15 protein-coding genes and 1 tRNA gene are annotated in these 12,761 nt (G+C 66.5%); 8 read left to right on the forward strand and 8 right to left on the reverse strand.

Annotated features, from left to right (window positions below):
- Positions 1–76: 76 nt before the first annotated feature.
- Positions 77–2,368, forward strand: a complete 2,292-nt coding sequence (locus tag G0A00_RS04825) for a xanthine dehydrogenase family protein molybdopterin-binding subunit (RefSeq protein WP_164182247.1) — start codon at positions 77–79, stop codon at positions 2,366–2,368.
- A gap of 225 nt (positions 2,369–2,593) precedes the next feature.
- Positions 2,594–3,046, forward strand: coding sequence for a CoA-binding protein (locus tag G0A00_RS04830; RefSeq protein ID WP_164182249.1), 453 nt, complete (start codon positions 2,594–2,596; stop codon positions 3,044–3,046).
- A 184-nt stretch (positions 3,047–3,230) separates the two neighbouring features.
- Here G0A00_RS04830 and G0A00_RS04835 read toward each other — a convergent pair whose 3' ends face one another.
- From G0A00_RS04835 to G0A00_RS04850, 4 genes are all read right to left on the reverse strand, one after another.
- Positions 3,231–3,545 carry a phosphoribosyl-ATP diphosphatase gene (locus tag G0A00_RS04835; RefSeq protein ID WP_164182407.1) on the reverse strand — a complete coding sequence of 105 codons (315 nt, stop codon included), beginning with the start codon at positions 3,543–3,545 and terminating at the stop codon, positions 3,231–3,233.
- A gap of 10 nt (positions 3,546–3,555) precedes the next feature.
- A complete protein-coding gene (gene hisF, locus G0A00_RS04840) occupies positions 3,556–4,314 on the reverse strand; it encodes an imidazole glycerol phosphate synthase subunit HisF (RefSeq protein WP_164182251.1) in 759 nt (252 codons plus the stop codon).
- A gap of 131 nt (positions 4,315–4,445) precedes the next feature.
- Positions 4,446–6,005 carry a bifunctional UDP-sugar hydrolase/5'-nucleotidase gene (locus G0A00_RS04845; RefSeq protein WP_164182253.1) on the reverse strand — a complete coding sequence of 520 codons (1,560 nt, stop codon included), beginning with the start codon at positions 6,003–6,005 and terminating at the stop codon, positions 4,446–4,448.
- Positions 6,006–6,084: 79 nt separating this feature from the next.
- Positions 6,085–6,657: a TetR/AcrR family transcriptional regulator gene (locus G0A00_RS04850; RefSeq protein ID WP_164182254.1), complete on the reverse strand. Its 573-nt coding sequence runs from the start codon at positions 6,655–6,657 to the stop codon at positions 6,085–6,087.
- Between the two features lie 111 nt (positions 6,658–6,768).
- Here G0A00_RS04850 and G0A00_RS04855 point away from each other — a divergent pair, with 111 nt between their 5' ends.
- The 5 genes from G0A00_RS04855 (at position 6,769) to G0A00_RS04875 (ending at position 9,906) form a co-directional block, all read left to right on the forward strand.
- Complete coding sequence (locus tag G0A00_RS04855; protein ID WP_164182256.1) at positions 6,769–6,996, forward strand: hypothetical protein; 228 nt, start codon at positions 6,769–6,771, stop codon at positions 6,994–6,996.
- A gap of 68 nt (positions 6,997–7,064) precedes the next feature.
- The gene (locus tag G0A00_RS04860) at positions 7,065–7,406 is read left to right on the forward strand and encodes a DUF952 domain-containing protein (RefSeq protein WP_164182258.1); all 342 of its coding nucleotides are present in this window, start codon (positions 7,065–7,067) and stop codon (positions 7,404–7,406) included.
- The gene (locus G0A00_RS04865) at positions 7,406–8,464 is read left to right on the forward strand and encodes a quinone-dependent dihydroorotate dehydrogenase (protein WP_164182409.1); all 1,059 of its coding nucleotides are present in this window, start codon (positions 7,406–7,408) and stop codon (positions 8,462–8,464) included. Before G0A00_RS04860 ends, G0A00_RS04865 begins: the two co-directional genes overlap by 1 nt.
- A complete protein-coding gene (gene arsC, locus G0A00_RS04870) occupies positions 8,461–8,799 on the forward strand; it encodes an arsenate reductase (glutaredoxin) (protein ID WP_164182260.1) in 339 nt (112 codons plus the stop codon). Before G0A00_RS04865 ends, arsC begins: the two co-directional genes overlap by 4 nt.
- Before the next feature lie 3 nt (positions 8,800–8,802).
- A complete protein-coding gene (locus tag G0A00_RS04875) occupies positions 8,803–9,906 on the forward strand; it encodes a class I SAM-dependent RNA methyltransferase (protein WP_164182262.1) in 1,104 nt (367 codons plus the stop codon).
- A gap of 74 nt (positions 9,907–9,980) precedes the next feature.
- On the opposite strand, the gene hisA is transcribed toward G0A00_RS04875, so the two are convergent.
- The 3 genes from hisA to hisB all read right to left on the reverse strand — a co-directional run bounded on the left by hisA (position 9,981) and on the right by hisB (position 12,146).
- On the reverse strand, positions 9,981–10,703 hold the full coding sequence (hisA, locus tag G0A00_RS04880; protein ID WP_164182264.1) for a 1-(5-phosphoribosyl)-5-[(5-phosphoribosylamino)methylideneamino]imidazole-4-carboxamide isomerase: 723 nt from the start codon (positions 10,701–10,703) through the stop codon (positions 9,981–9,983).
- Positions 10,704–10,820: 117 nt separating this feature from the next.
- On the reverse strand, positions 10,821–11,456 hold the full coding sequence (gene hisH, locus G0A00_RS04885; protein WP_164182266.1) for an imidazole glycerol phosphate synthase subunit HisH: 636 nt from the start codon (positions 11,454–11,456) through the stop codon (positions 10,821–10,823).
- Between the two features lie 102 nt (positions 11,457–11,558).
- The gene (hisB, locus tag G0A00_RS04890; RefSeq protein WP_066104620.1) at positions 11,559–12,146 is read right to left on the reverse strand and encodes an imidazoleglycerol-phosphate dehydratase HisB; all 588 of its coding nucleotides are present in this window, start codon (positions 12,144–12,146) and stop codon (positions 11,559–11,561) included.
- Between the two features lie 146 nt (positions 12,147–12,292).
- On the opposite strand from hisB, the gene G0A00_RS04895 reads away from it, so the two are divergent.
- Positions 12,293–12,532, forward strand: a complete 240-nt coding sequence (locus G0A00_RS04895) for an Lrp/AsnC ligand binding domain-containing protein (RefSeq protein ID WP_066104622.1) — start codon at positions 12,293–12,295, stop codon at positions 12,530–12,532.
- Between the two features lie 133 nt (positions 12,533–12,665).
- Here G0A00_RS04895 and G0A00_RS04900 read toward each other — a convergent pair.
- Positions 12,666–12,740 (reverse strand) — tRNA-Gly (locus G0A00_RS04900).
- Positions 12,741–12,761 lie beyond the last annotated feature (21 nt).

Here is a 12,761-nt window from a genome sequence, read left to right on the forward strand (position 1 = left end):
CAGTCCCGGGCGCTGGACTCTGCCGATATGGCCTCTACAGTCGCCCGCGAAGACGCATCGCGGGAGGACCAGCCAGATGGAAAAATTCGGCAAGAGCCAGTCGTTCAAGCGCACCGAGGACGTGCGCTTTCTCACCGGGCACGGTCGCTATGTGGATGACATTGCACCCGAGGGCGCGCTGCACGCCTTTGTCCTGCGCTCGCCGGTAGCACATGCGAAGATCACCGAGCTTGACGTGACCGACGCCCGCGAGATGCCGGGTGTGCATCTGGTGGCGACGGTGGAGGATCTGCTGGCCTCCGGCATGGACATCTCGATGGGCGGCACGGTGATCAACAACCGCGACGGCAGCAAGGCCGCCGACCCGATGCGTCCGGTGCTGGCCAAGGACCACGTGCGCCATGTGGGCGAGCCGGTGGCGTTGATCGTGGCCGAGACGATGATCGAGGCGAAGGACGCCGCCGAGGCGATCCTGTTCGATTTCGAGGATCTGCCGGTGCATATGGCGCTGGCGGCGGGCGGCGATCCGATCCACCCCGAGGCGCCGGACAACCGCGCCTTTGACTATGGTCTCGGCAATGAGGCCGAAACCGACGAGGCCTTTGCCAAGGCCGCCAAGGTGGTCAGCCTCGAGGTCGGCGACAACCGCGTCATCGTCAACGCCATGGAGCCGCGCGGCGCCTATGCCGAATGGGACGGTGAGAAGCTGCATGTGGCCTTTAACGGGCAGGGCGTCTGGGGGCTGAAGTCGGAACTGGCGCAGGCCTTCGACCTGCCGGTCGAGCAGATCCGCGTGACCAACCCCGATGTTGGCGGCGGCTTCGGTATGAAAGCTCCGGGCTACCCCGAGTATTTCGCCATCGCCTATGCGGCGAAGCAGCTGGGCAAGCCGGTGCGCTGGATGTCCGACCGCACCGAGGCGATGCTCTCGGACCACGCGGGCCGCGATCTGGTGACGCTGGCGGAGCTTGCCTTCGACGAAGACAACCGCATCCTTGGCTACCGCAACCACACCCGCTGCAACCTTGGCGCCTATAATTCGAACTTCGGGCAGGCGATCCAGACCGCGCTCTATGCCAAGGTGCTGACCGGCACCTATGACATCAAGGCGGCCTATATGCGGGTCGAGGGGTTCTACACCAACACCACGCAGGTCGACGCCTATCGCGGCGCGGGCCGCCCCGAGGCGATCTACACGCTTGAGCGGGTGATGGACCGTGCCGCGCGCGAGCTCGGCGTCGATCCGATGGAACTGCGCCGCATCAACTTCGTGCAGGAGTTCCCCTATAAGACCGTCACCGGCGAGAATTACGACGTGGGCGATTTCTCCCGCGTGCTGGCCCATGCCGAGGCGGATGCCGACATCGCGGGCTACCCGGCGCGCAAGGCGGCCTCGGAGGCGCAGGGCAAACTGCGCGGGCTCGGTCTGTGCTATTACATCGAAAGCATCCTTGGCGATCCCGCAGAGGACGTGAAGGTGGAGTTCACCGAGGACGGCGGCGCGACCATCTACGTCGGCACCCAGTCGAACGGGCAGGGCCATGAGACGGTGTTCGCCAAGTTCCTCGCCGACCAGACCGGCATCCCGGTTGAGAAGATCGGCTTCGTGCAGGGCGACAGCGACCGCATCCCGCGCGGCGGTGGCACCGGGGGCTCACGCTCGGTGACCACGCAGGCGACGGTGACGCTGACCGCGGTGCGCGACATGATCGCGGGCTTTGGCGAGTTCCTTGCCGGCGAGATGGGTGTCGATCCCGACGACGTGCGCTTCGATGACGAGCAGTTCCGCGCCGAAGGCTCGAACCTGCACCCGACCATGCTCGAGGCTGCCGCTCTGGCCCGCGAGAAGGGCCGCGAGGATCTGCTGAGCTGGTCCGCGCGCACCGCCATCGACGCGCGCTCCTACCCCAATGGGGCGCATTTCTGCGAGGTCGAGATCGACCCCGAGACCGGCGTGACGCGGGTGGTGAAATACACGGTGGTCGATGATTTCGGCAATCTCATCAATCCGATGCTGGCCGAGGGGCAGGTGCATGGCGGCGTGGTGCAGGGGCTGGGCCAGGCGCTCACCGAACACACCGTCTATGACGAGGATGGCCAGCTGCTGACCGCGACCTTCATGGATTACGCCATGCCGCGCGCCAAGGATGCGCCGTGGATCGCCTTCGATGTCGAGCCCGTGCCCTCCACCGGCAACCCGATGGGCATGAAGGGCTGCGGCGAGGCGGGGACCGTGGGCTCCATGGCCGCCGTGTCGAACGCCGTGCAGGACGCACTGTGGGAGCGGGGGATTCGTCAGGCCGATATGCCGTTCACGCCGCACCGGGTTTGGCAGATGCTGAACGGCGCTGCCATGGCGGCTGAGTGAGGTTCGCCAGCACGTGAAGAAGGGAAGGTCAAGATTTTTTCATCACGTAAGCGCGAGGGGTCTTACATTCGTGGCATTTTTGCCTATCTCTGATGCAGAGGCGCGGAACCGGAACTTCCGCAGCCCCTTCACTGTCCCTCGTTCCGTAACTGGCGTCCGGGTTTCTCCCGGACGCTTTTTCTTTTCCCAGTTTCGCTTCCCCCGGCGCTGTGACAGGCTGTTCGCATGAGCTATTCCGACGCATTTCTCAAAGATGTCCTGACCCGCACGCGGGTGATCGCCGTGGTCGGTGTCTCGACCAATCTCATGCGCCCGAGCCACTACGTCTCGCGCTTCCTGCATCAGCGGGGGTATCGGATCATTCCGGTCAATCCCGGCCATGTGGGCCAGACGCTGTTCGGCGAGGACTTCCGTGCCGGTCTCTCGGAGATCGACGCCCCGGTGGATATGGTCGACATCTTCCGCCGCCACGACGCGGTGCCCTCGGTGGTCGGCGCGGCGCTGTCGCATCTGCCGCAGCTGCGCACGATCTGGATGCAGCTTGGCGTTGAACATGCCGAAGCGGCCGCCAAGGCCGAGGCGAAGGGGATCGACGTGATCCAGAACCGCTGCACGAAGATCGAATACGAGCGCCTCATTGGGGCGTCCATGCCGCTCGCCGACGCCGTGGGTGGCTGACGAGGGCTAAGGGAAGGGGGCTCTGCCCCCGTCCGCTGCGCGGACTCCCCCGGGATATTTGCGTCTAGACGAAGGCCGCAGGGTCCCGGCCCCTGTGCTTCTTCTTTTTGGCTTCTTCTCTTTGAAAATACGCCGGGGGTGAGCCGCGCAGCGGCGAGGGGGCAGCGCCCCCTGACCGGTGGTCTCAGCCCTTGGGCCGCGCGGCCTTCTCGGCGATGCCCGAGCGGCCCTGACGGCGCTCAAGCTCGGCCATGACCTCTGACAGCGGCAGCTCGCGCGCGCGCAGCATCACGAGGAAGTGGAACAGCACGTCGGCGGCCTCGGAGGCGAGCTTCTCGCGATCGCCCTTCACCGCTTCGATGATCGCCTCAATGGCTTCCTCGCCGAATTTCTCGGCGCATTTCTCCGGGCCCTTGGCGAGCAGCTTGGCGGTCCAGCTTTCGTCGGGCGAGGCGGAGGCGCGGTCGGCGACCACCTGTTCCAGCTTTTCCAGTGTCATCTGCGACATGTCAGAGCCTCACGGGGATGCCGGCCTGCGCCATATGCGCCTTGGCCTCGGCGATGGTGTAGGTGCCGAAATGGAAGATCGAGGCGGCAAGCACCGCCGAGGCATGGCCCTCGGTCACGCCCTCGACCAGATGGTCGAGCGTGCCGACGCCGCCCGAAGCGATCACCGGGATCGGCACCGCATCGGCGATGGCGCGGGTCAGCGGCAGGTTGAACCCCGCCTTGGTGCCGTCGCGGTCCATCGAGGTGAGCAGGATCTCCCCCGCGCCCTTGCGCGCCATGGTGATGGCGAACTCCACCGCGTCGATGCCGGTGGGGCGGCGACCGCCATGGGTGAAAATCTCCCAGCGGCCGGGTTCCACGGTCTTGGCGTCGATGGCGCAGACGATGCATTGGCTGCCGAAGTGATCCGCGGCCTCGGCCACCACGTCGGGATTGGCCACTGCGGCGGAATTGAACGAGACCTTGTCGGCCCCGGCCAGCAGCAGCGCCCGGACGTCACCGACCGTGCGCACGCCGCCGCCCACGGTAAGCGGGATGAAGCATTGCTCGGCGGTGCGGGTGACCACGTCGAACATGGTGCCGCGGTTTTCATGGGTGGCGTGGATGTCGAGAAAGCAGATCTCGTCGGCGCCAGCGGCGTCATAGGCGCGGGCGGCGTCCACCGGGTCGCCGGCATCGCGCAGGTCGACGAAGTTGACGCCTTTGACCACGCGGCCATCGGCCACGTCGAGGCAGGGGATGATGCGGGTCTTCAACATGGCGCTGTGATAGTGCGGAATTTCCGCGGGGGGAAGGGGATGTTGCGCCGCAGCGTGCCTGCGCGCCTGCCTGAAACCAAGAAGGGCGCGCCGCTTGGCGCGCCCTTCGGCGTTTGTGCCTCAGATGGGGGTCACTCTTTCACGGTGATCCGGCCCTCGGTGAAGGGCTCGTAGGGGCTGTTTGCAGCGACGAATTCGGCCGTGACATCGGCGAGGTCGGGGCCGAAGTCATAGGCGTTCTCGGCGGTGGTGAACATGGAGTAGCCATCCCCGCCATTGCGCACGAAGTTGTTGGACACCACTCCGTAGGTGGCGCTTTCGTCCAGCGCGGCCTCGCCGACCATCACGTCGGAGATGCGGCTGCCAACTTCGGCCGAGGGATCGACGGTGAAGCTCATGCCCGAGACCTGCGGGAAGCGCCCGCCGCCTTCTTCGATCTGGCTGACGCCGTTTTCCAGCGCCTCCTTGATCACCGCGCCGGTGACCTCGAAGGTCGAGAGGGTGTTCTGGAACGGCAGCACGGTCAGCACTTCGCCCATGGTCACCTCGCCCGCGTCGATCGAGGCGCGCAGCCCGCCGCCGTTGGTGATGGCGATGTCGATGCCCTGATCCTTCACGCGATCCAGCATGGCGTCGGCGACGAGATTGCCCATCGGGCATTCCTCGGCGCGGCACATGTCGCGGCTGCCATTGATCTCGGCGGTCGACTCGCCGATCACCTTGTTGCGGATTTCGTCGAGCGGCTTGGCCGCGTCGGTGATGCGCGACTTGGTGGCCTCATCCTCGGTTACGCTGGCATCCATGATCAGCGGCTGGCCGGAGGCTTCGACAAGGTTGCCCTCATCGTCGAAGGTCGCGTTCAGCTCGCCGAGGAACTTGCCGTAGGCATAGGCCGAGAGGATCGCCGTGTCTTTGACCATGGTGGGATAGGGGCCTTCGGCACCGTCCATGTCGCCCAGCAGCGTGTTCGAGTGGCCGCCGACGATGATGTCGACGCCGGTGGTCTCTTCGGCGACGCGCAGGTCGGTGTGATAGCCCGAGTGCGACAGCACCACGATCTTGTTCACGCCCTCGGCGGTCAGCTTGTCGACCTCGCCCTGAACCGCATCGACCGGATCGGTGAAGACAACGTTCTTGCCCGGCGAGGACAGTTCCTTGGTGTCCACCGGGGTCAGGCCGATGAGGCCGATCTTCTCGCCGTCCTTCTCGATGACCACGGATTTCTGGATCTCACCTTTCAGCAGATCTTCGCCGCTGAGATCGGCGTTGGACATCAGCACCGGGAAGTCGACCGAATCGACAAAGCCGCGCAGCACCTCGGGGCCGTCGTCGAACTCGTGGTTGCCCACGGTCATCGCGTCATAGCCCATCTGGTTCATCATCTCTGCGGCGAGCTTGCCCTTGTAGTAGGTGTAAAAGAGCGTGCCCTGAAACTGGTCGCCGCCGTCCACCAGCAGGTAGTTCCCGGCGCGATCCTTGGCTTCGGTGATGGCGGTCTGCAGGCGGGCCGAGCCGCCGAAACAGTCGCCCGCCGCGTTGTCTTCTTCACCGCAGGTGGAATCATACTTGCTGATCGGCTCGAAGCGCGCGTGGAAGTCGTTCGTGTGCAGGATGGTGATGGAATAGTCGGCGCTGGCAGTTCCAGCGGTCAGCGCCAGCGCGGCGGCGCCGGTCAGAAGACGAAGCGACATGGGAATCCTCTCTGTCGTGTTATTATCTTCTGATCCTGCAACGCCTTCTGCGGCCTGTCAAAACACGTTGAGGGAAAAGTCAGCCTTGCGTCCAGCCGTGGGTTAGAACCCGGGCAAGTTCGGCGGGATCGGCGTCTGTCTGATCCGACAGGAGCTTGAGCCAGAGCATGGCGATCACCGCGTCGGCCAGTGCTTCGGGAGCGAGGCCGGGGGCAAGCTCGCCGCGCGCCTCGGCGCGGTGGATGACGCGGACCAGCGCATCGCGCCGCTCGAGACGAAACTCGGTGAGAGCGGCGTTGACGTCCGGCTCGGCCTGCGCGGCGGCGATGATCGAACGGAAGACCTGCGCCGTGCCGCCGCGCCAATGGTCGAGGACCAAGGCGAGCACCCCGGCGATGTCGCTCTCGAGCGCGCCGGTGTCGGGGTAATGATCGTCGAACTTCATGCGGCGGTAGACCGCCAGAAGCAGCGCGCCCCGCGTCGGCCACCAGCGATAGAGCGTTGCCTTGCCAGCCCGCGCACGCTTGGCCACCGCCTCCATGCTGAGACCCGAGATGCCCTTTTCGGCCAGAACCTCTGCGGCGGCGTCGAGCACGGCGGTTTCCGTGTCGGGGTTGCGGCGGGCGCCGATGGAGGCTCGTTTTTCGGTCATCGGATAGGCTTTGCTGCGAAAAGGGCGGGTCCCATTCGCATAGCCCTTTACAGGCGTGCACGCCAGATATTATGGAACGGAACGTATCGTTCCGATAAATGGAGTCCTCCCATGACTGCCACGACAGCCACGCCGCGGACCCCGTCCCGTCTGCGGTTCGCCATCTTCGTGTTTCTTGCCGTCTATCCGCTTGTCACGCTGCTGCTCTATCTGATCGGTCCCATCACCGCCGAGTGGCAGGTCTGGCAGCGCAACCTGCTGTTTGTCCCGATCATGGTTTTCTCGATGGTCTGGGTGATCATCCCACGCATCCAGCGGCACTGCGGGCGCTGGCTCTGAGCCGTCTTGCGCCTGCCTTTCGGTAGGCGGGGATTGACCGGCGCAGGGTTCCACGGCATCTGGAGCCCATGCTGATTTACAAAATCCTCCGGGCCGACGAATGGGCGGCGCTGCAGGCGCAGGGCGAGACCGCCGGGGCGCCCATCGACGTGGCCGATGGCTACATTCACTTCTCGACCGCCGAGCAGGTGCGCGAGACGGCCTCGAAGCATTTTTCTGGCGTCGAGGGGCTGCATCTGCTCTGCTACGAGACGGAGGATCTGGGTGACCAGCTGCGCTGGGAGCCGTCGCGCGGTGGCGCGCTGTTCCCGCATCTCTACGCCGCCTTGCCAATGGCGGGGCTCAAATGGGCGCGTCCGCTGCCGGTGGGCAGCTCCGGGGCGCATGTGTTTCCGGATGATCTGGCATGATGCGATTTCTCGAGAAGGCAGGTCTGCCGCTGTTTCACAAGCTTGACCCCGAGCAGGCGCATCGGGCCGCGGTTCTTGCCCTGAAGATGGGTCTGGCACCGGCGCCCGGTCTGATCACCTCGGACCGGCTGCGCTGCGATGTAGCGGGTCTGCGGCTGCCCAACCCGATCGGGCTTGCCGCCGGGTTCGACAAGAATGCCGAGGCGCTTTCGGGCCTGTCGCGCGCGGGCTTCGGCTTTGTCGAGGTGGGGGCGATCACCCCCCGCGCGCAGCCGGGCAACCCCAAGCCGCGGCTGTTCCGGCTGACCGAGGATCAGGCGGCGATCAACCGGTTCGGTTTCAACAACGAGGGCATGGAGGCCGCCGTCGGGCGGCTGGTGCATCGCCCGCGCGACATGGTGCTGGGGCTCAACCTCGGTGCCAATAAAGACAGCGACGACCGCGCGGCGGATTTCGCCAAGGTGCTGGCGCGCTGCGGCGAGCATCTCGATTTCGCCACCGTCAACGTCAGCTCGCCCAACACCGAGCGGCTGCGCGACCTGCAAGGCAAGGATGCGCTGGCGGCACTGCTGGGCGGCGTTATGGAGGCTCGGGCGAACCTCGACGATCGCATTCCGGTGTTCCTCAAGATCGCGCCCGACCTCGACGAGCAGGGGCTCAAGGACGTGGCCGAGGTGGCCATGGCCTCCAAGGTCGACGCGGTGATCGCCACCAACACCACGCTCTCGCGCGAAGGGCTGCGCTCGAGCCATGCCTCCGAGGCGGGCGGCATGTCGGGCCAGCCTTTGTTCGAGAAATCCACCCGCGTTCTGGCGCATCTGTCGCAGCTGACCGAGGGCCAGCTGCCGCTCATCGGTGTCGGCGGCATCGGCTCGGCCGAGCAGGCCTATCAGAAGATCCGCGCCGGGGCGTCTGCGGTCCAGCTTTACACCGCGCTGGTCTACGGCGGGCTGTCGCTGGTGCAGGACATCGCCGTGGGGCTCGATGCGCTGCTGGCGCGCGACGGCTTTGCCTCGGTCGAGGAAGCGGTGGGCACCGGGCGCGGAGACTGGACATGATCCTCTGGCACAATCCCCGCTGCAGCAAGTCGCGCGAGGCGCTGGCGCTGCTGCAAGACAAGGGCGTCGCGCCGCAGGTCCGCCGCTATCTCGAAGACGCGCCGAGCTATGACGAGCTGAAGGCGGCGCACGCCGCGCTTGGCGTGCCGGTGATCGCGATGATGCGGATCAAGGAAGCCGAGTTCAAGGCGGCGGGGCTGAGCAAGGACAGCGACGATGAGACGCTGCTGCGCGCGATGGCCGAAACGCCCAAGCTGATCGAGCGCCCGGTCGCCTTCGAGGGCGAACGCGCGGTGATCGGCCGTCCGCCCGAGCGCGTGCTGGATCTGCTCTGAGCCATGGAAAACACCTTCGAGATTTTCCTCGCCTGCGCGCCGGGGCTGGAGCCGGTTCTGGTGCAGGAGGCCAAGGCGCTTGGCTTCGGCCCGCTGAAGCCCGAGCAGGGCGGCGTGTCGTTTCAGGGCGGCTGGCCCGAGGTGGCGCGCGCCAATCTGGAACTGCGCGGCGCGGCGCGGGTGCTGGCCCGCATCGGCGGCTTTCCGGCGCTGCATCTGGCGCAGCTCGACAAGCGGGCCCGTAAGTTCCCCTGGGGCGACATCCTGCGCGCCGATGTGCCGGTGAAGGTCGAGGCGCTGAGCCGCAAGTCCAAGATCTACCACGCGGGCGCCGCCAAGCAGCGCATCGAGCGGGCAATCACCGAGGAACTGGGCGCGCCCATCGCCGAGGACGGCGTGCGCATCCTCGCGCGGATCGAGAACAACCTCGTCTCCTTCTCCGTCGACACCTCCGGCCAGCCGCTGCACCGACGCGGCCTCAAACAGGCGGTGAGCAAGGCGCCCATGCGCGAGACGCTGGCCTCGCTCTTCATGCGCGCCTGCGGCTACGATGGCGTCGAGCCGGTGCTCGACCCGATGTGCGGCTCGGGCACCTTCCCCATCGAGGGGGCCGAGATCGCCGCGGGCCTGCTGCCGGGCCGGGCGCGGGCCTTCGATTTCGAGCGTCTGGCGGTCTTTGCGCCGGCGGACCTCAAGGGAATGAAGCGGCAGGGTCCGCTGCGCACGCCCTCCGCGCTCTACTATGGATCCGACCGGGACGCGGGGGCGATCCGCTCGGCGACCGCCAATGCCGAGCGTGCCGGGGTGACCGACTGGACGCGCTTCGACTGCCGCCCGGTGAGCGAGCTGGAGCGTCCCGAAGGCCCGCCGGGGCTTGTCATGGTGAACCCGCCCTACGGCGCGCGGATTGGCGAGAAGGGCCCGCTGCACGCGCTGCACGCCTCGCTGGGCGCGGTGCTGAAAGAGAAGTTCGGCGGCTGGCGCGTGGGGATCATCACCACCGAGCCGGGTCTGGCCAAGGCCACCGGCCTGCGCTTCCTGCCGACGGGGGCGCCGGTCGCCCATGGCAGCCTGAAGGTGAAGCTCTACCGCACGGAGCCGCTTTAACTACTAACGCCTCCCGGAATGCACAAAGGGCCGCCCCAAGTGGGCGGCCCTTTTGCTTGGCTCCGGCGCTAGGCTCAGCTCTTGAGGGCGGCCAGCGCTTCTTTCAGGTCGATGGCCCCGTCGTAAAGCGCCCGGCCCGAGATCGCGCCGTTGAGCTCCGCGCCGCAGTCGCGCAGGGCGATGAGGTCGGCCAGCGACGACACGCCGCCCGAGGCGATCACCGGGATCGACACGGCGCGCGCCATGGCGGCGGTGTAATCGATGTTCGGCCCCTGCATGGCGCCATCGCGGTTGATGTCGGTGTAGATGATCGCCGCCACGCCGTCGTTCTCGAAGCTGCGCGCCAGATCCACCGCGTCCACATCGGTGACCTCGGCCCAGCCCTTGGTGGCCACCCGCCCGTCGCGGGCGTCGATGCCCACGGCGATCTTGCCGGGGAAGGCTTTGGCCGCCTCGCGCACCAGCGCGGGGTTTTCCACCGCCACGGTGCCGAGGATGACCCGCGCCAGCCCCTTGTCGAGCCAGCGCTCGATGGTCGCCATATCGCGGATGCCGCCACCCAGCTGCGCGGGCACCTTGGTGCGCGCGAGGATCGCTTCGACCGCCGTCGCGTTCACCGGCTCCCCGGCGAAAGCGCCGTTGAGGTCCACGAGGTGCAGCCAGTCACAGCCCGCCTCGACGAACTCCATCGCCTGCGCGGCCGGATCGTCGTTGAAGACCGTGGCCTTCTCCATATCGCCGCGCAGCAGGCGCACGGCCTTGCCGTCCTTGAGGTCGATGGCGGGGTAGAGGATCATGGCGCGGCTCCGCAAAAGGTCAGTGACAGGATCGGTGTCGGGCACCCTATAGCCGCGCCGGGGCGCGCTTTGCAATCCGCGCGCTGCCGCAAAGGCAGCCCGCGCCTGCACCAAGGATCAGGGCGCCCAGGTGAGGAAGTTGCCGATCATCCGCAGCCCGGTCTCGGCGCTCTTCTCGGGGTGGAATTGAAAGCCCAGCATGGTGCCGGTTCCAACGACCGCGGTCACCGTGCTGCCGTAGTCCACATGGGCGATGCGGTGCGCGGGGGTCAGCATGCGCATCTGGTAGGAATGCACGAAATAGGCGTGATCGCCGCTCTGCACGCCGTGCAGAACCGGGTGCTCGTGGTCGATGACCAGCTCGTTCCAGCCCATATGCGGCACTTTCAGCGCCGGGTCCTCGGGCAGGATCTTCTCGACCTCGCCGTCGACCCACCCAAGGCCGGGGGTCTCTTCATATTCATAGCCGACCCGCGCCATAAGCTGCATGCCGACGCAGATGCCGAGGAAGGGACGACCCTTCTGGGTCACCGCCTCGACCATGGCGTCGAAACAGCCCGAATGGCGCAGCGCCTTGGCGCAGGCGGGGAAGGCGCCGTCGCCGGGCAGCACCAGCCGGTCGGCGCGGGCCACCACCTCGGGGTCGTCGGTCACCACCACGGTGCCGGCGTCCAGTTCGCTTGCCATGCGCTGAAAGGCCTTTTCGGCCGAATGCAGGTTGCCGCTCTCGTAGTCGATGATCGCCGTCAGCATGTGGCTCACCTTTCCGGGCCGGTGCAGTCCCGGCCCCTTTCATCTTTCCGCAAATACTCCGGGGCGCGCGAGGGGCTGGCCCCTCGCTGACCCGCGAAAAATTCAGAGCGCGCCCTTGGTCGAAGGGATCGCGTCGCCCTTGCGCGGGTCCGGCTCGACCGCTTCGCGCAGGGCGCGGGCCACCGCCTTGAACGCCGCCTCGACGATATGGTGCGAGTTCACCCCATCGATGGCCTCGACGTGCAGGGTGATGCCGCCATGGGTCGCCAGCGCCTGAAAGAACTCGCGCACCAGTTCGGTGTCGAAACTGCCGATCTTCTCGGTGGGCAGCTCGACCTTCCACACGAGGAACGGACGGGCCGAGAGGTCGAGCGCGGCGCGCACCAGCGCATCGTCCATCGGCAGCAGACAAGAGCCATAGCGGCGGATGCCGCGCTTGTCGCCGAGCGCCTTGGCCAGCGCCTGCCCGATGGCGATGCCGGTGTCCTCGACGGTGTGGTGATCGTCGATGTGCAGATCGCCCTCGGCGCGCACCACCATGTCGATCAGCGAATGGCGTGCCAGCTGGTCCAGCATGTGGTCGAAGAACCCCACGCCGGTCTTCATGTCGTAGCTGCCGGTGCCGTCGAGATCGAGCGCGACCTCGATCTTCGTTTCGGCGGTGCTGCGGCTTACCTCGGCCTTGCGCATGGACCATACTCCTCGATGTCTCGCAGGGGCTTATAGGGCGGGGCAGGGCGCGCGCCAAGCCCCGCGCGTTCAGCAGGCCGCGGGCACGCTTGCGGCGGCGGGGGCGGTGTGACAGCTTGCCCGCATATCAACGAAAGGCCCCGACCATGACCACCTGCGTCTTCGTGCAGATCCGCTGCAAGCCCGGCACCACCTATCAGGTGGCCGATCAGATCGCGCTTCGCGAGATTCACTCCGAGCTCTATTCGACGTCGGGCGACTGGGACCTGCTGCTCAAGCTCTACATCCCCGAGGGTGCCGACGTGGGGCATTTCATCAACGAGAATCTGCTGGATGTGCCGGGAATCGAGCGCTCGCTGACGACGCTGACCTTCAAGGCGTTCTGAGCCGCCACAGGGCGGCCTTCGGGTCGCCCGTCCGCGCTGGGGCAAGGGCGTCAACTAAAGTGCGCAAAGCCGTCTAGCGGCCTGTAGGTCGACCAGTCTGTCTGGAAACTTCGTCTGGAAGGAAAGTTGTGAATGGAGCGGGCGAGGCGATTCGAACGCCCGACCCTTACCTTGGCAAGGTAATGCTCTACCCCTGAGCTACGCCCGCAAACCATTCATCATGTGCGAC

Origin of the sequence: Salipiger sp. PrR002, from assembly GCF_010500775.1 — a bacterium.
In the GTDB taxonomy this organism is placed as follows: domain Bacteria; phylum Pseudomonadota; class Alphaproteobacteria; order Rhodobacterales; family Rhodobacteraceae; genus Salipiger.